Below are 16888 nucleotides of genomic sequence, written 5' to 3' on the forward strand. Positions count from 1 at the left end.
CCACTTGACCGGCAATCGAGCTTTAACTGGAAAGCCACAAGCCCCGCAATTCTTGAGCCGCACCACCCTCTTAGAGAAACAAGTGGAATCACTCCCGGTTTTTCCAGTCATTTCCTATTGACCTACGTCTTAACGACCGCTACGCCCATGGACTTCAGCGCTTCACTCGTAAGAGGTGGGATGGCTAGTGGTACGGTTTGGGAGCAAAGGCTCTAGGAAGTTTCGAGGACATCCTGAGCGCTACAGTGAGCCACACAGGGTTTCCGATGGTGTGAGACATATAGAGAGGTGCTTTGCTCAGTTCGAACGTTGAAAGCCCTCGCAGAGCCTCCAGAATTCGTTGAGTTAGCGTTATGGCTCCATGACGCTGTTTATGACATCAAGGCTAGTGACAATGAAGCTATGGGTGCAGATATGTCCAGGCGCCTTTTACAGGAAGCCGGTGCCCCAGGCCCTGTGGATGTCATCACCGGCATGATCATGTCGACCACACCCCACGACGTACCAACAGTGGGTGATGCAGCTCTGGTCTCAGATATAGATCTTTCAATACTCGGCATAGATCAGGATAAATACGACTCCTACACGGATGAGGTTAGGCATGAGTATTCGTGGGTGCTGGAGGCGGATTTCCGATTGGGAAGATTGAAAGTACTGAATTCAATTTTTCCGGAGGCACCCCATTCCATCACAAGGCTTGTGTCGATTTCTGGGTAGTGAGGGCCAAGCAGAATTTTGGCAGGGAGCTGAAAAGCCTGCGTGCAGGCAAGCGTAAATCCTCGCAACCAATTGATTTAACTCAACTAAATAGTCATTTAATGGAGTTATTAATTTTCTAATTCGGAAAGACAGTTTGTGGCTTTTTTATAATGTGTATGCGTCATCCAGCTCCTTCTTTAACTTGCGTGTTAGATTCGAGTCAATCTTCCTGCACCATGACTCGTCGAAGACATTCCCCTCATCGTCAATGAGGGTGTTGACAAGTCCCAGGTCGCGCATGTGCAACCAGTAGGCCACGTGGCCATCAATCTCCGCACCTTCTTCTGGAGGCATGCCCATGTTGAACGCCGTTATATTGCACGCACCTTGATCCCTAAGCCATCTCAAAGCTTCCTTGGTGTGTCCAAGGCCCTTCATTGACGAGCTCCATTCGTAAATGACGGCTTGGTCAGCAACAAGATCTATGATTCCGCTTACCCTGCCATCCTGGTACCTCAATAAGCCGTCATGAGGCTCTAATGCAGGGTCGAAAGGCACAATCTGAAGTCTCATTTGAAATTGTCCATGCCCGCGAGGAGGAGCTCTCTCGCCCCAGAAAGAAAAGCAACAAGGTTGGTGCGCAGCGAAGACACGCACTTTGGCAGCATCGGGGTAATGGGATCTTCCACACCATCATTCAAGATCACATAATCCACAGTCCACACCTACCCTTTTCTTTCAGCGTATGCTTTCAGATGCTAAGTCATCAACCAGCCCCAAATCAAATAAGAGAAGGAAGGTTCTTTAGGCTCCTTGCTTCTTGCTCCAATTGAGCCTGCTTTTTTCAGCGAGCCCCGCGTCATTTCTGAAATACTATCATTTCGTGATATCGACAAGCGCAGGATCGCCGAAGCCCAATATCAGGGCCAGAGCAGACGGCTGCCTTAGCAGATCAAGATCGATCCCCAGGGCTTGCTCCGGGGTTTCGCCTTCGCGCTGGTTCATCCTCAAAGGCTCTCGCTTTAGATAACGATTAAACTCTTCTGTGCATTGGGCATGATTTTTCGCCCCCGATCCATACACCTGTACGCTGTTGGCAGCCATGGATTTCAGTTCATCCGGGCAATTTGCTGACTGACCAAAAAGGCTTTTAATCTCGTCATCTTGGGAGCTTTCGCGGGTCACTCTGCAGGTTGCGATACGCAATGCCCGGCACTGAGACACGATGACACTGAATCCCTTCGATAATGGATAATCCATTTCGATGAACATCAGCAATCGAACGCCCTTGGCTTTGCGCCTTTGTAGTTCCAGGCGGCATGCTGCTTCATCGATAGGGGCGCCTAGGGCTGGCGCAAGTTTCGATCGCAAGGCAGTCTCGGCTACCCTGTAGCGGGCTGCCAAAATGTCGTAAGCTAGGCTGTCATCCTCCACCACTACCCAAAGCGCCTTTGGATTTTCGAGGTCGATGATCTCCGAGATTTCCTCCATGCGTTCAAAATGAACAGCCTGGTACGAGGCTCCCTGCTCTGCCAGTTGGCGGATTACGTCAGGCGCTCTGGATTTCTTGACGAAAATATATCCCCCATTTCTGAGGTCATCCTTCATGGCCCTGAGGTACGATCCAACCATATTCTGGCTTTGAAGCTCGTTCACTGGCCTGAGCCAGAATGACGTTGGCTTGTGCCGAGATAGAATGTCTTCGGAAAGGCCAATTGGCTTAGGTTTGAAGGCGCGCTTTGCCTTAATGATCAATTGGGCAATGGACATCAGATGCTCTCTTATTTTTATGGAAAATTCATGGTTTAAGACCTAAAAGGTCTGTAATTCCACCATGTTAATTCTCAGTGCACGAAGCGTCAATTTATAGCTAAACCGAAATTTATGGTGGCCTGGCTCTCGCCCCATCGTGATAAAATCATGAAAAAGGAAGGGATCATGATCGAAGCTACCCTTGGTTGGCCAAAAGAAACATACGAACACTACAGCTCAGGTAATTGCATGCACCTCGCCGCAGCTCTCCACCGAAAGCTCGGGTGGGAGATTCAGCTGACCTTGCACCCTGCCGAAGGTCAATACCTCCCGTATGTCGAACATGCATGGGTGGTTGATCCTGGTGGCACCTACTGCTTGTGTGCAGATGGGCTTTATCCCATTAATCGAAATGGCTTCATAGGCGCTTCGAGTCCATTGCATACCCAGCTTTCAGAGCAAGACCTCAAAGCCATGACACTCCTTGGGGCTCATCGCCCTTTTACTGACGCCGAGTGGAACGAATCCATTCTCAAGGCAATAGTTACTGTTGAGAGATATTTTCCACTTGAAAGCATTGTCTCGATGCTTGGTTTGGCAGAGATCTCCGGACAGCCTTGCGCAGCTAAAGAATTAACAGCCGCCACCCTACCCGTCCTCTACCACGGCACCTCCCGGCGTCAGTGGCGCAAAAGGCATGGCGAACCATCTTACCTTAACCTTACGTCTTCATTTGAGGATGCCCAAAGGTATGCAGAGGAATGGGCTGAATCAGAATTCGAAGACTATGGAAATTGCCATCCAATGGTCATGCAGATCAATCCCGGCGCCCTTGAAAATCTGCTCAATCGGCCCGGTGTAAAGCTTGAGCCTGATTGGGGCTGGGTTGAGGGGCAGGAGCATGATGCCAAGAAAAATGGCGGCTTTTTCACAGGTGCGGATGCGACCTGGCAGAACAGCCTTGCAAGATGTCACGGCCTTGGAATACAGGGATTTCGGGACAAATTCAAGAAAGCCTTCTGGAATGTGAACGACTCCACGCTTGAGTTGGGTTAAGCGGTAGAGGTGCTGGGTTGGCTGGGGTATTTCTTTTACTGTATGCGTACAAGGAGCCCTACCACCTGCTTCAGGACGTTTGCCCACAAAGCGACTCGCGTGATTATTGCCGCCAAGCCATTCGCGCAATCTGAAGCTAAAACACTGCCATGGAAAGCAATCATATTCCTACGGTAGAATTAGAGATAAGCAAGGCACAATATGGAGTGATCACAGTGGTTACTACTGGAAGGAAAATCAGTAGCAGCACTATCCAATGTCCGGATGGCTCAGTTTTGGCAGTCACCCTATCCGAAGGTCGTTCTCAGAGTTCCGACTGTGAGATCAGGGTGATAGAGTTCGTGGATGAGAACCTTAATCACTACCAGACGTGGTTGGATGAACGTGCCGCCTCTGTCGCTCGGGTTGGAAAAATCCTCTACGCCGCCAAGCATTCTCCCGATTTTCGCGAGTCCTTGAAGGTCGAACAGGTTGAATACCCAGAGTCGCAACGGTTAGTCATGCTACTTGGTCAGTTAGATAAGCCTGGTTTTATCGAGGTGAGCGGCAATCGTGAGCCAGCGACCGCACATCAGGAGGCCGCAACGGTCATCAATTTTCCAGACGGCTTCCCAAAAAACCTGGAAAAGCATGCCCACAAGGCAGGATGGATTTCGGTGCGCAAAGGCGGTGGACATAACCGCATCAAGGTGTGTGCAAATTATGGAAACGCCCACGTCTATAATCTCCGGTTTGAGCAATTTCTTGAGCGAATGCTAACCAATGGCCTCAAGAGACCTGACTACTTTTACCTAGATTTGCCTTCAGCTTCGACAGTTCCCGCGACGTTTGGCGTCAAGCGCCCTAGTACACCCATTGCCCCGGAAGTGGTTAGCAAGGCTGTTGAGGCAGCTATCTGCTACCCGCTGCACCAAGCTCATGATGCATTGAGAAGGCTCAAGGCAGGGCGCGATTCCTGGTCTTCAATGAAGCTCCAGGAGCTTGAGTCACATATTGAGTCTGGCACCCTAGATCTGCTTCAGAAGGCTTTCAAGGTAGAAAAATCAAGACTTACAGCTTATCGATGGCACCTGAGAGGCTTGCCAGCACCTTATGCAATCTTGAAAGCCACTCTGGAAATCGAGCGCGCCCAAGATTATGCCATGATAAACCGGTGATCAAGGCGTCAGGTCGTCAGAGGGGGCTTTCCTCAGCAGCAGTCGGGCCCGCTCAACCACATCAGGCTCTTCGTCGAATACATTGCGATCGCCATCAAAGTTATAGAATCCTGCCCACCATTTGACTGCAAGTCTCGCAACCTCTTGTGTTGAAGAGGTCGGGTTTTTATGGGATGCAGGTACCCCAGAATTATGAATAACCTTCGCCAGGGCTACAAAATCTGGATCATCGTCGAAGACGTTATGTTCGCCACGATCGCCTTTGGTCATGTATATGACGTCCTCCCACCACCGGGAGATATCTTCAATAAATGCTTTGCGAGCCGGGCTCAGTGATGCAAATGACTCCACCTTTGTGCAGGCAGGCGCAGAATTTGACCAGGTATCGAAAAATTCCTTTGAGTAAACGACATCCCCTTGCTCTAGCAGCGATTCAGAATTCTCTCTGGACGTAGGCCCGGTAATGACCATATGTGTTCGTGAGGCTGTGGTGTAGAACCACATGCTAGCCTTTTCGGGAAAGTCGATATCAATCAAGATGTGAACAGGCTCCTCTGAGGCCTTCGCAAGGTCTATTGTCTGGGCCTCCGAGCGGCGCAGTTCGGGAAAATCATGCTCCCTCCATTCCTGCGCCTTTTCCACCGTAGGGAACAGCGGTGTCAGCGCCCAGCCTGGGCTGTCAGCATAGACGAGGTATGCCTCGTGACCATCGCTGTAGATTGCTTTCCCGTAGCGCATTGACATGTCTCACCCGCCCTCTGCGCTTTGAGTAAGCTGGGAAACCCTTCCTCAGCTAGATATTCATGGACTAATGCTGCATCTCTTTGATTGCGATCTTGGCCCGAAACCGCTTTACTGAAGCGCGCTGGATTCTGCGATCACTCCGGAACCGATGTTGACTGTGCAAATTTAGCATGTGCTCATCAGGAAGATCCACCTTCCCAGATAATTCGTCTATGGGAAGCGTTGGTCATGAACGGTAGCCCAGAAGCATTTTTCCCCTGCGCATTCATTGTTAAGTCGAAGGACTCATCGTTCGTCGAAAGCAATATTAGTCTAAATATATGGAATAAACCTGGGGTCTGAGGCATTCTAAGGATCCCTTTTCAAGACCTCGCTCTGAGAAATTTACATGACTACCAAACGAATTCTGATAACCGGAGGTGCCGGCTTTATCGGCTCTCACCTGTCGGACACGCTGCTGGATCAAGGCTACGCAGTCCGCATCCTGGACAACCTTTCAACAGGAAAGCTAGAGAATCTGCGGATGGATCATTCTGGCTTGGAGTTCATGCTTGGCAGCGTGGCGGATGCACAGGTTGTAGCCAAAGCCATTGAGGGTTGCCAAGCGGTGGTGCACTTGGCAGCTGTTGCATCCGTTCAAGCCTCGGTTGATGACCCTGTAGGTACACATCAAGCTAATTTCATCGGCACCCTGAATGTGTGTGAGGCGATGCGTATAGCTGGTTTGAAGCGGATCGTTTTTGCTTCATCCGCCGCTATCTATGGGGATAGCACTTGCGAGGTCATACAGGAGGAGCAGAACAAAGCACCGCTCACTCCCTATGCCAGTGACAAGCTCTCTAGTGAGCATTATCTTGAGTTCTACAAGCGTGCCCATGGGCTCGATCCTGTTATCTTCAGGTTCTTCAATATCTTCGGCCCAAGGCAGGATCCTTCATCGCCCTATTCGGGTGTGATCAGTATTTTCTGTCAGCGAGCCTTGAATGGTCTCCCGATAACTGTGTTCGGCGATGGAAATCAGACTCGTGATTTTTACTACGTGAAAGACCTAGTCCGTGTTTTGTGTCAGGGTCTTGATCTGGAAAACTCACCGCACTTGGCCTTCAACGTAGGCCATTGCAAATCTACTTCCCTGAATATGATATTGACGTCCTTGGCGGAGGTGCTGGACAAAGAGCTTGAGATTCGCTTCGTTGATGCGAGACCTGGCGACATTCGCCACTCCAAAGCAAATAACGATCGCCTTAAGAGTCATTTTGCACTTGGCGCTCAGACGTCGTTGATCGAGGGGCTTACTAATCTGCTTATCCCATAATATTGCAAGCCGTGAATGATTCTGGAGGCAGGTCTTAGGGTTGATCGCAGGTGAGCTCATTTTCAATAATATTGAAAACAATGAGAAGCCTACGATGAAGACCCTGAAAAAGCTTAGCGACCTGCATCCTCGCGGAAAGATTTCCTCATGGTCGGATGTCAATCCATCACTAGGAAAAAAATTCTATTCTCTCGATGGCATTCCCATTGCGAGAGGCGACAAGATCGGATCTTTGCCAAGGCTTCCAGCGGTGTTGAACAACGCGAGGATGGTTGCCGGAGACCTTATTCCCTCATCCTCCTGGGGATCAAGCTTGGCAAATTTGCTGACCAAGAAATCATGGGACATGCTGAGGCATCCTTTGATTGAGAAAAATAACGGTATCTGTGAAATGTGCGGCCAGAAATTCCCCGTGCTCGATGTTCATGAAGACTGGAGCTATTGGTTTTTCGACGAGGGCGAATCATCTGTAAACTCGCCAGCCATGCCTGGCAAAACAGGCATTCAGCAGCTAAACGGACTGCTTACACTGTGCAAGGATTGCCACAAGTGTTTTCACTTGGGAAAAGCCAATGCTGATGGAGAAATCGACCAGGTTTTGGGCCGTTTGGCATTGCTCAATGGATGGGGGAAAGCAGAAACCACTCAGTATTTCAGGACTGTAAGTCGTCGCTGGGAGGCTTTATCGAAATTTAGCTGGGTTCTTGAGCTTGGAGCCATCAGTCATCCGGAGGGTTTTCTCACCATAAAATCGCCCTGGACTAGGGTCGATTCCGACCAGCGTTTTCTGACCGCACCTGGTCGATTTGGCCCGCCTTCACTTACCGCTATCACAAGTCATCCATGGCGATTTGTGAAAGATTCTGAAACTACGCTGACGAATGTCCAAGACCTGATTGTTTGAGCATCAGGTTGCAATAATCTGCGCTCGATCGAAAAAAGCCGCCCTTTTAACTGAGGACGGCTTCGAATTCTCTGGAATTATCGGGGCGTGACAGGCGCAAGTTTATAGCTGATTGCTGAAGTTTTTTATTCGATGCTGATCACTGATGGCTGCCCAAGCACCCAAGACGTCAGTCCTGTCACCGACTTCACAGTCCGCCAGCCATAGCCATCATCACTGGTCTGAATTTCGAAATCCTTTGGCGCTCGTTGCAGTCCGCCACCAGTCCAATATTGAGGCCACAAGGCAATTTCGTGGATTTCTGCCGATGTGCCCATATCGAGCGCTAGCCAGTGTGGGAAAGGTGCAGCTTGTGCAGAAAGCCAGAAAGCATGCTGGTAATCTGAGTAGTTGTTGTCCACCGCTTTTCCAGGAGTGAGGCCATCCCCTGGGTAATAACTGGATGCCGTAGCAAGTGTGCTTGGGCTGGTGAGGTCAGGGCCCCCAGGCGCTGCTCGAAGCTCAATCTCCTGAACCCCCACAAAGTTTGAGCCGGATCCGTTATTTGAAGTGAACAGCAGGCGCCAATAGCGACTTTTGATGCCTTGATTCTCTGGTTCGGAAGGCTTAGTCGGGATGGTGGGCTCGATGGGTGGCGTTGGTTCAGCATTCTCTGCATACCCTTTGATGGGCGCCGACATGCGGATGATGTTTGAAGCCTGTGCTGCTCCTGACGAGATAGCCAGGGTGAGTGCCAGGTAGGTAAGCAATTTCTTAGCGAGCATTTGGTCGAGACTCAAGTAAAGCGGCATTGGCCGTGATTACACTCATTCTTGGCAATATCCCTCTAAATATCAAGGGCCACTTCCTTGTCTGAGGGGCGATATCTTTCAGATCACCTTCGACGGCTTTGCTTCGAGATAGAATTCATGCTCAAGGCCCTGCCTGCTGTCTCTGATCTCAAGAAGCACAATGAAGGCGGCAGCACTGGCAACCACGTGCTTGATGGCATGGCCACTCATTTCAGACCACAGCCCTTGAAACACCAGCGCATCCCCCTGCTCCAGTGCCTTGGCAAGCATGTAAAGCGCGATGATTTTGAAGACGGCTAGCGACCTCATCGCTTCGGCACCCGAACCCAGCACAAGAGCTGGGATCAGGAAGATCGGCAAGAATTGCACCAATGCGTAAGGCCGAAGATCCCCGGCACCCACAGATTCAGTGTAGTTCCAGTAGAGTACTGACCCTACCCCGGCTAGCAGCAGTGGGATGGCCGCAATGCGTGCCGTTCTGTAACTGACGTGGCAGCCAATGATCAGTGCAAAAAATGCCATGAATGAGATTGTCATCGGCAACCTGTCCCAGATCAGGGTGTGGTTGTTTGGATCCAGATGATAGTAAGCTGAACCAAGACCGGTCAGCAGTACACCGACAAAGAAGATCACCGTGATGGCTGGAAGCTCGTACATGACCACGTGAGGCATTTTACCTCCACTGGTCTGGCGCCAGCACTCGTGAAGCCCCAGAAGGCCCACAAACACGAATGGCGCATTCGAGATCACGTTCCAGAAATTGGTGATGCCGTGCAGATGACGCTGATCCACAAACTGATGGTAGGCAGGATTTTGGCCTATGGCGGGCGCCAGAAGCACCGAGATCAGTGCCAAAACACTGATCAGGCCAATCATAAACCAGCGGATGGTCACAACCTTACCAGGTACGGTGCTCATGGCAGCCTCGTTAATAGTGATTTGAGAGCAAATCATACAGAGACAACCTTTTTTGTCAATATATCAAAAAACCGAACAAAAAAGCGTTGGTTAGCTTCGCACGCTTGAAAAAAACCGCTATGATTTTGGCTCAAGTATAAGAATCCAAGAGAAATCCCTCATGTCTAAATCTGCCGAACGCCTTATTTACACCGATACGCGCCAACTCATTTATTGGGGGGCTGGATTCGGCATCATCTGCTTTATCCTTGCCCTTTACAGTTTCTCCAAAGGGCTTGAGGTCGGTATTGGCTCAGTCTTGGCGGTCGTCGCAGGTTGGGGATTTCTGACATCCCTGCGTCACCTGGAAAGCGGCAAAAAAACCGTGCTTGAACTGCGTAAGGATGACATCATCTTCAGCAATGGCATCAAGGTTCGCTATGCAGACATCGTTCAGGTATGGGCAGCTGATCCATTTCCCATGCTGGGCGTAGGTACTTTGAATCTGGTGCTCCACCTCAAGCCCGATGCTCAGATCACTCAGACTGGGCGTAGCATTCGAGCACTCTTCTTCCAGAGCTGGGTAGGTGCCAACATCAGCCTGATTCGCAAGAAGAAAATGGTGAGCTTGATGTGTCCTGGGCTTAAGCCGCTTGGTCATGGCATGGATGTGGATGCAATGATTGATGAAATTATCAAGCGCGCAGAGCTCGCCGATTCGTAAGATTCTGATTGGAAGCTGGCTTGGCAAAGCATGGTTTAGCAGGATATTGACTTTTCTTCAGGGTGGCTGTTTAATATGGCCTCCATATCACTGAAGGAATGAAACCATGGCTGGCGCAAGCCTGCTGACCCTGCTGGATGACGTTACCACTTTGCTGGACGACGTTGCCCTGCTGACCAAGACCACTACCCAAAAGACTGCCGGCGTGCTCGGGGATGACCTGGCTCTCAACGCCCAACAAGTCTCAGGTGTTCGCGCAGACCGCGAGCTCCCTGTTGTTTGGGCCGTGGCCAAGGGTTCGCTGAAGAATAAAGCGATCCTTGTTCCAGGCGCCATGCTGATCAGCTCCTTCATTCCTTGGGCAATCACCCCTATCCTTCTGGTCGGCGGTGCCTACCTCTGTCTGGAAGGCTTCGAGAAAGTCGCCCACAAATACATCTCAAATGACAGCGACGCCGATGAGGCACGCGCCAGTGCCAAAGCTGCTGCGGGCAAAACCCCTGCAGAAATCGAGAAGATGAAGATCAAAGGGGCGATCAAAACTGACTTCGTTCTTAGCATCGAGATCCTTTCGATCGCGCTGGGCACTGTCCAGGGCGCCTCACTGCTCAATCAGTTCTTGGTGTTATCGCTGGTCGCCTTATTGGTGACTGTTGGTGTGTACGGCCTGGTAGCCGCCATCGTGCGCCTTGACGACGTAGGTATGTACCTCGAAAAGAAGCGAAGCACTGTTGCTCAGGCGGTGGGCCGCAAGATCATTCTCAGTGCACCGATCTTGATGAAAGTGCTGACCTTCGTTGGCACGCTTGCCATGTTTTTGGTCGGTGGAGGGATTTTGATTCACAGCATTCCCATGCTTGGTCAGGCTATGCAGGGTATTGAGCACGCCACCCACGCCATACCTCTCGCTGGAAAGGCGCTAGGCTACGTCGTTCCCCTAGTGGTCGAGGCTGTCGTAGGTCTTGTGGCTGGCGGTCTGGTGCTGGCTTTGGTGAGTTTTGCGACAAATCTGTTTGCGCGAATCAGACCCAAAGGGTAATCAATACCTGACAGGCGATGGAAGAACCCCAGGAGCATTCACCCTCCTGGGGTTTTTTATTGCTTGATCAGCCTGGCGCTGGTGCTTCCTGCTGAGCCGTCTTGATCAGATCCGTATGCTGAAGCGCATTCTTGAAACTTGCTCTGATCAAGTCGCTCTCTGGGCTCAGCCGGTAGTCGCCACCAATCTGGATGGCTCTGCGCATGATTGATCCACCCGAACCACCGTTGTGCAAAATACCGCGCTCAGCAGACAGCGAATGATCAACCTTGTCAAAAAGGCTCGTCATGCCAGGGTCTTTTGCGATGTGGCTGGCAACCTCTACAGAAGACACGCCCAGGATCTCTAGCGCTGCAGCATGGTTGCCCATTTGTTTTGCCACAACCTCTTTGGCTTGATCCAGATGCTCTGCAGCGACTTTGCCGGAACTCAGCAGGTTCTGCTGGCTTTCAATGGATTTTTGGCTAAGTGACATGAATTCGACTTTGGATGCTTGAAGGCTTCCATCGAGCACTTTGGCGTCAAACCTTGCAATGATGTCCTTCTGCGCTTGCTCAAGACCTGGCGTCACCTGGGCGCGAATGTGGATCTCTTCTGCCACAGACTTGAAGCCACCTGAGTGAATTGACAGCTTTCCATCCTGGTAGAAGTGCTTGGTGAAAGCAGCATTCACCTGTTCGGTGACTTGCTCATGGGATTTACCAATCAGGTCGCCAGGCTTGAGCCCCGCTGCCTGTTCTTGCGCCAGGATGCGGTACACCGCAAGATCGTCAGCATGGTTCATGTCCCATTTGACTGCCTGGCGGTAGTTGTTGATGACCCCAGAGAAGCTGTCGAACGAGCCAGTGAGTGCTGCCGTTTGGTAAACCGCATGCAGGTCGGCATAGGCCTCCTTCACAGCGGTCGAGTAGATGCCAGCCTCGTAGGAGGCCATTCGGTTCTCCAGGACATAGCCAGCGCCCTTCTGCGCGACTCCTGCCAGATCAACAGTGCCGCCATTTTCAAGCGCTTGCGTCATGGCGATGTTGACGACGGAATTGATATTGGCGCCTGTGCCGGCAAGATCAGCTTTGAGTTTGGGCATGACGGTGAAGTCGATACAGTGGCCAATCTCGTGGTTTGTGTTGCTGATGCGAGCAAGATCAGCGTTCACCAGAAGCAAATCGCCGCGTGCGCCATGAAACGAAAGGTCATCTCCAGCCTTCACCCAGCCCTTGTCCTGCATATTGACGACGCACCCAGGGTCTTTCATGTCCATCACGACCGGCGTGGCCCTGGGGACATTGGGGAGACCCTCGTAGGTGATGTCTACGTTCTCGATCAGAAACCTGATGCTTTGGCCATCCATGCTTTTTGAAGCCATGGTGCGAGCTCGCCCGAAGTCTGAGGACTTGAGCATGGCTATATCCTGAACCACCTCCTGCTCAGTGGGTTGCGAGTCCATGCCTGCAGCATTCGCAAAATTCTGAATAGCCATCGTGCCACACAGCACCAGAAGCGCGGAAGCAACGAAGCGAGAGGGTTTTTTTAGAATCATTGTGACCTCTGTTGATCAATATACAGCTCAATTCATTGTTTCAAGCGCAAGCTTCCTAATCAACCTATGTCTGCGCTAATTTCAAATTTGAGCCATAGGCGAGTCTCCTCGCCCCTGGCCCTCAGTTTGCCCAGCAGGTCTTTACTGTGCCGCTCGCTGGGTCGCCAAATACTCCATTCGAGCAACTGTACTTGCCAGCCGCAAAGGTTTTGCTGGTCAGGCGAGTGGTGCCCTTCACCCCGTAGTAGACAGTGGCAGGAGAAGTGATGGTGAATGTTCCGCCCTCATTGGCAGGCAGTCCAGGTATGACAACAGGCTCCTTGGTGCCGACTGCGGTACGTGTCGCTGTGCCTACCATTGTGCGGGTAAGGGAGCTGGCGGTACCGGTATCGCGCATTTCACCTGTAACCGGGTTTCGCTCCTGGGGCTGAACATTTTGAGTCTGCGTGTAGAGACAGTTGGAGCCGGTCTGCGTAAACGAAACACCTTTGTCGACGGCACTGACTGCTGGCGTCCAGCTGCATGAGCTGGAGGCAGCGGGATCTGTGGCATTCACCCACTCACCTACTTTGCTGTACCCTTGTTGCCAGATGATCAGCGTGCCGATCGCGGCCCTGGTGCTGGAGACTGTTCTGACAATGCTCTCAGTGGAAGCCTGGCCAGCATTTCGTACTGCGTGGGTTTTTGAGTGGGTTTCTTGAGGCTGGATCGTTCGCTCCTGGGTTTGAAGGCAGTCGCTGGCGCTCTGCGTGAACGAGTGGCCACTCTCGACGGTATTAACTTCAGGCGTCCAGACGGAACAACCATAGATCTGCCCTGCAGGGGCCCAGGCTGAGACAAAGTCTTGGGTCTGCTCCCAAAAATTACCTTGGGCGATGGGCGCCTGCATCCGGATAACGTTATGCGCTTGGGCGTACGTTGAGGCCGCTATGGCACCGGCCAGGGTTAGGCCAAACAGGTTTCGCTTTTTCATTTATTCTCGTTCTCAGTAGAAAATGCACGTGCCCTAAGCACCTACTTCAATATATAGCTAAGCCAATACCGTGTCCAAAATTTCAAATCGAGTAATAGGGCCTATCCTACGAAAGGCTTCACTAAATGCGAAAATGCATCAGTACTTGCATCGCCCTGCCCGCACAAACCTAAAATAGTGCATACCCACTACGCTTTGCGCATCATGAATATCGAAGACGACCTCAAGCGACTTAAAGAGTCCGGGATTTCTCGCACCAAAGCTGCCCTGGCACTTGGTATGGACAAATCGAAACTGGACACCATCATCGAAGTGCTCGACATGGACTGGCCCAAGCAAGTGGGTGGCACATATGAGATCAACGGACTCAGGAGAACGCTCGCGGCACACGCTCAGGCTCTTGGTCTGCCGCCCACCACTTTGCGCCAGCGCGTCAAGAAAGGGACTGACGTGACGGCTCCTCTGCGGATTGCGCCTGTGACCCGCGAAGAGGCTCATGCCTTCGCTGAACTGCGTAAAGCTGGCGTACCGGCCTGGGAAGCGGCTCGGGAGATGGGTCGACCCTACAACACCCTCAAGAATGCTGCTAAAAAGTTCGTTCCTGACTACGATCAAATTTCAGCCAATGCTCCACGCATTCGTCGCTCTCCTGAAGAAATCTCCCTGGCCTCCTAATGCACCTACTGATTCATGGGGGTTGATTTTAAGATTTGGTACGGGCAGAATCTGGGCCTGGCGTTAACTTGCGCCTCGGGCCCTGCCTCCCACTCTCCCAGCCGCCTGTGAGAAAGATTGGCGTTGTAATCAAGGTTTTCTCGGTCAGCCAGAGCTTTTGTGCCAGGTTGATTCATGCTTGTTTGCGGCTGGGCTAGCGATCAACTGATTGCAGAGTTCAAAATGACAGACACCAAAAGCTTTACCCTCACCCTGCTGCGAAATCAGCATTACACCGTCGACCGCCAGCTCTTTCAGCGCAAGGAATTCCGGGCATCCACTCCTCGCCCCGGCACTGATCCACGCGCAGGCCTTCTCCGCACGCCGCTATGTTCTCTGGATGTCAGTTTTTTTGGCAGTGATCATCAATTCAACGACATCAGCAAGGCGTTCGAAAATCAATCGATCCTGCTCAATGAGCCGCACCTGCTCCTTTCGGGAGAAATGAAGGTCAAGGACTTCCAAGCCGCTGCCTTGCTTGAGTTTCCTGGTGAAAAGATCAGCAAAGCCTACGACCTCTATGCGAGAAAGGTTGCTAAAAAGCCTTACACGCAACTGTTGCAAGACCAAAAGGATCGCTTGATGGAGCGCTTTCTTGCAGCTTTTGAAGATACATCGCTAGAGCACCCCATGATCCGCAGCCGCTTCGATTTGGGCCTGCACAATCAGAATGTCTTCACCCACGCAGCCATGGACTGTTCTGATGAAGCGCTGCAGACCTATCAGTCACTGGCGAACGAAGGTCACGTCTACTCCCAGTACCTTGCTGGCTTGCTGACGGGCACCTATCCAGGGGGTTACAGCCCAAAGTGCATTCCATTCCTGATCGATGCCTACCGCAACGAACACCCAGACGCCCTGAATTTCCTGGCTGAATTTCTTCTGGTCAAGGAGGATTATCTGGGTTCGCTTCAGTGCGCACTACTTTCCATCGACAGCGGCCAATATCACTCCCGAACGATTCTGAAAAAGGTCATGCAGACCACATCACTGCACGTTGACTTCTTCGGCAATGGTGCTCGCATGGTGGGTCATGACTATTTGATCAATCATGTGCTCGATGCGAATTTCCGCCGCCTGGCCGAGAAGCACATCGCCGTTTCTAAGCCCGAGATGCGTACTCCGTCGTTCCTTTTTACTCGTCGGGAGCAGGCATAATGGATGATCTAAACTGCGAGTCCTGCGGGGTTCAGGTCAGTAACGAGGACTTCGAGTTTGTAGATGACGAACTCGATGAGACCCACCCGCTCTGCCCAGACTGTTCTTCCAATCTCAGCCTGGATGGACAAAATTGCGAGCACTGTGGTGAGCCGGCCCAACACGAGGTCGAGTTGGGCTTTCTGTGTGATGACCACCATGAAGAGTACGTAGACGGGGCTCTACGCGACTAGCAAACAGGGGGCTGGCAGCGATGTCGGCCCTTTTATGTCGAATTATGGAAAACCAATAATTCCACCCTGGCCGCGTGAATTCAGATCTTCAGCCCCGTTAGCTTTTAGATTCGGTAATGGTCACAAAAGACGGGTCTATCTCGTACAAATACTCACCCAGGGTGATCTCGCCAACGCAGGGTCTTGCTCCAGAATCAGGTCTATAGCCTGAAGCCATCTTGCGCGCCAAGGCGATTGCACCACAGCAAGGTATCTGCGGGCCCTTGTCATGCGTCGCAAGGATCTCCCAGCGGTAAGTCGTCTCTTCGCTGCGCAGCAGCGACTTGAGCTCGACATACATGGCACTTTTGCCGTCACCCAGAAACTCAAAGCGCCGGCCTAACTTGTGAAGCCAGCCCGCTACGCGGAAAGTCGACTTCGCCAGCCCCCACTGCACTACCGTGGCCAGTGCGTAGTTGGCCAGCGCACCCATCGCCACGCCGGGCCCAGCCTTGAACACGATGTCCTTTACGGCGTACCGCTCAGGGAAGATATCCATGTCCGGGACATCCACATTAGCCACCAGGCGCCTACCACTGATGCCCGCGACTTTGACGGCCTCAAGATCTTTCCAGCCCGGCACTTGATGGAGCGCGCCGTTGCGCTGCTGGGGGATGGAACGTCCTGCGTATTCGAGAACGCCTACTACCGTAGATAACCCCGGCATCTTTCCTGACGAATTAATGCCATGCCGGATGGAGGTGAGAACAGTACCCTTAGGCTCGCTGGCCAGGTAGGCATCAATCACGGCGGAAGATAGCGTAGGGACTGAGCTACAGCCACTAAGGATGGCTACCCCTTTTTCGCGAGCACTGCTGTCCAAAGCTTTGGATTTGGTAACAAACTCACGAGCGTCTGACAGGTCGCAATAGTGACAGCCATAGTCGATACACGCGCTGGCGACATTCAGAGATTGATTTTGAAAGGGCCCCGCTGCATGAACGACCAGTTCGACGGCGTACTGTGCCAACACCTGCGCAAAGCCATCAGCAAGCGCATCGCCCTGCCAGTATTCTGCACCAAGTTCTTTGGCCAGATCCTTGGCTTGTTCCGATCGCCCCACAAGGACTAATTCTATCTCAGGAATCTGGGAGAGCTTTCGGCTGATGATACTGCCGAAGTTTCCGCCTGCGCCAACGATTAATACCTTCATCAT

The 16888-nt window shown here is 51.9% G+C and carries 19 protein-coding genes; 9 read left to right on the top strand and 10 right to left on the bottom strand.

Annotated features, from left to right (window positions below; all coding sequences use genetic code 11):
- Nucleotides 1-309: 309 nt before the first annotated feature.
- The gene (locus tag IFT57_RS05780) at nucleotides 310-717 is read left to right on the top strand and encodes an HD domain-containing protein (protein WP_192150938.1); all 408 of its coding nucleotides are present in this window, start codon (nucleotides 310-312) and stop codon (nucleotides 715-717) included.
- A 147-nt stretch (nucleotides 718-864) separates the two neighbouring features.
- Here the strand turns inward: IFT57_RS05780 and IFT57_RS05785 are convergent, their stop codons facing one another.
- From IFT57_RS05785 to IFT57_RS05795, 3 genes are all read right to left on the bottom strand, one after another.
- Nucleotides 865-1272 carry a hypothetical protein gene (locus IFT57_RS05785; RefSeq protein WP_192150940.1) on the bottom strand — a complete coding sequence of 136 codons (408 nt, stop codon included), beginning with the start codon at nucleotides 1270-1272 and terminating at the stop codon, nucleotides 865-867.
- Entirely contained in the window at nucleotides 1269-1415 is a 147-nt protein-coding gene (locus tag IFT57_RS05790) for a hypothetical protein (protein ID WP_192150942.1), read from the bottom strand. Before IFT57_RS05790 ends, IFT57_RS05785 begins: the two co-directional genes overlap by 4 nt.
- Nucleotides 1416-1575: 160 nt before the next feature.
- Nucleotides 1576-2469: a hypothetical protein gene (locus tag IFT57_RS05795; protein WP_192150944.1), complete on the bottom strand. Its 894-nt coding sequence runs from the start codon at nucleotides 2467-2469 to the stop codon at nucleotides 1576-1578.
- A gap of 168 nt (nucleotides 2470-2637) precedes the next feature.
- Between IFT57_RS05795 and IFT57_RS05800 the strand changes: the two genes are divergently transcribed.
- Nucleotides 2638-3507 (top strand): hypothetical protein, encoded by an 870-nt coding sequence (locus IFT57_RS05800; protein WP_192150945.1) that lies wholly within the window; start codon nucleotides 2638-2640, stop codon nucleotides 3505-3507.
- 341 nt (nucleotides 3508-3848) lie between these two features.
- Nucleotides 3849-4664: a hypothetical protein gene (locus IFT57_RS05805; protein WP_199868793.1), complete on the top strand. Its 816-nt coding sequence runs from the start codon at nucleotides 3849-3851 to the stop codon at nucleotides 4662-4664.
- Here the strand turns inward: IFT57_RS05805 and IFT57_RS26930 are convergent, their stop codons facing one another.
- Nucleotides 4665-5408, bottom strand: coding sequence for a hypothetical protein (locus IFT57_RS26930; RefSeq protein WP_244657264.1), 744 nt, complete (start codon nucleotides 5406-5408; stop codon nucleotides 4665-4667).
- Nucleotides 5409-5796: 388 nt separating this feature from the next.
- Between IFT57_RS26930 and IFT57_RS05815 the strand changes: the two genes are divergently transcribed.
- Both IFT57_RS05815 and IFT57_RS05820 read left to right on the top strand, forming a co-directional pair.
- Complete coding sequence (locus tag IFT57_RS05815; protein ID WP_192150947.1) at nucleotides 5797-6723, top strand: NAD-dependent epimerase/dehydratase family protein; 927 nt, start codon at nucleotides 5797-5799, stop codon at nucleotides 6721-6723.
- 94 nt (nucleotides 6724-6817) lie between these two features.
- Nucleotides 6818-7627, top strand: coding sequence for a hypothetical protein (locus tag IFT57_RS05820; protein WP_192150949.1), 810 nt, complete (start codon nucleotides 6818-6820; stop codon nucleotides 7625-7627).
- A gap of 125 nt (nucleotides 7628-7752) precedes the next feature.
- Here the strand turns inward: IFT57_RS05820 and IFT57_RS05825 are convergent, their stop codons facing one another.
- Nucleotides 7753-8391 (bottom strand): discoidin domain-containing protein, encoded by a 639-nt coding sequence (locus tag IFT57_RS05825; RefSeq protein WP_192150951.1) that lies wholly within the window; start codon nucleotides 8389-8391, stop codon nucleotides 7753-7755.
- A 105-nt stretch (nucleotides 8392-8496) separates the two neighbouring features.
- Nucleotides 8497-9336, bottom strand: coding sequence for a ceramidase domain-containing protein (locus IFT57_RS05830; RefSeq protein WP_192150953.1), 840 nt, complete (start codon nucleotides 9334-9336; stop codon nucleotides 8497-8499).
- 160 nt (nucleotides 9337-9496) lie between these two features.
- Here IFT57_RS05830 and IFT57_RS05835 point away from each other — a divergent pair, with 160 nt between their 5' ends.
- On the top strand, nucleotides 9497-10039 hold the full coding sequence (locus IFT57_RS05835) for a hypothetical protein (protein ID WP_192150955.1): 543 nt from the start codon (nucleotides 9497-9499) through the stop codon (nucleotides 10037-10039).
- A gap of 106 nt (nucleotides 10040-10145) precedes the next feature.
- On the top strand, nucleotides 10146-11078 hold the full coding sequence (locus tag IFT57_RS05840; RefSeq protein WP_192150957.1) for a DUF808 domain-containing protein: 933 nt from the start codon (nucleotides 10146-10148) through the stop codon (nucleotides 11076-11078).
- A 67-nt stretch (nucleotides 11079-11145) separates the two neighbouring features.
- Here IFT57_RS05840 and IFT57_RS05845 read toward each other — a convergent pair whose 3' ends face one another.
- Together IFT57_RS05845 and IFT57_RS05850 are read right to left on the bottom strand one after the other, a co-directional pair.
- Nucleotides 11146-12615, bottom strand: a complete 1470-nt coding sequence (locus IFT57_RS05845; protein WP_192150959.1) for a hypothetical protein — start codon at nucleotides 12613-12615, stop codon at nucleotides 11146-11148.
- A gap of 121 nt (nucleotides 12616-12736) precedes the next feature.
- Nucleotides 12737-13588, bottom strand: coding sequence for a hypothetical protein (locus IFT57_RS05850; RefSeq protein WP_192092798.1), 852 nt, complete (start codon nucleotides 13586-13588; stop codon nucleotides 12737-12739).
- A gap of 204 nt (nucleotides 13589-13792) precedes the next feature.
- Between IFT57_RS05850 and IFT57_RS05855 the strand changes: the two genes are divergently transcribed.
- Both IFT57_RS05855 and IFT57_RS05860 read left to right on the top strand, forming a co-directional pair.
- Nucleotides 13793-14263, top strand: coding sequence for a hypothetical protein (locus IFT57_RS05855; RefSeq protein WP_163020502.1), 471 nt, complete (start codon nucleotides 13793-13795; stop codon nucleotides 14261-14263).
- A 222-nt stretch (nucleotides 14264-14485) separates the two neighbouring features.
- On the top strand, nucleotides 14486-15460 hold the full coding sequence (locus IFT57_RS05860) for a hypothetical protein (protein ID WP_192150961.1): 975 nt from the start codon (nucleotides 14486-14488) through the stop codon (nucleotides 15458-15460).
- A gap of 8 nt (nucleotides 15461-15468) precedes the next feature.
- Here IFT57_RS05860 and IFT57_RS05865 read toward each other — a convergent pair whose 3' ends face one another.
- Both IFT57_RS05865 and IFT57_RS05870 read right to left on the bottom strand, forming a co-directional pair.
- On the bottom strand, nucleotides 15469-15660 hold the full coding sequence (locus IFT57_RS05865) for a hypothetical protein (RefSeq protein WP_192092795.1): 192 nt from the start codon (nucleotides 15658-15660) through the stop codon (nucleotides 15469-15471).
- A gap of 130 nt (nucleotides 15661-15790) precedes the next feature.
- Complete coding sequence (locus IFT57_RS05870) at nucleotides 15791-16885, bottom strand: saccharopine dehydrogenase family protein (protein ID WP_192150963.1); 1095 nt, start codon at nucleotides 16883-16885, stop codon at nucleotides 15791-15793.
- Nucleotides 16886-16888 lie beyond the last annotated feature (3 nt).

It is taken from the genome of Pseudomonas sp. CFBP 13719, from assembly GCF_014842095.1.
Classification (GTDB): domain Bacteria; phylum Pseudomonadota; class Gammaproteobacteria; order Pseudomonadales; family Pseudomonadaceae; genus Aquipseudomonas.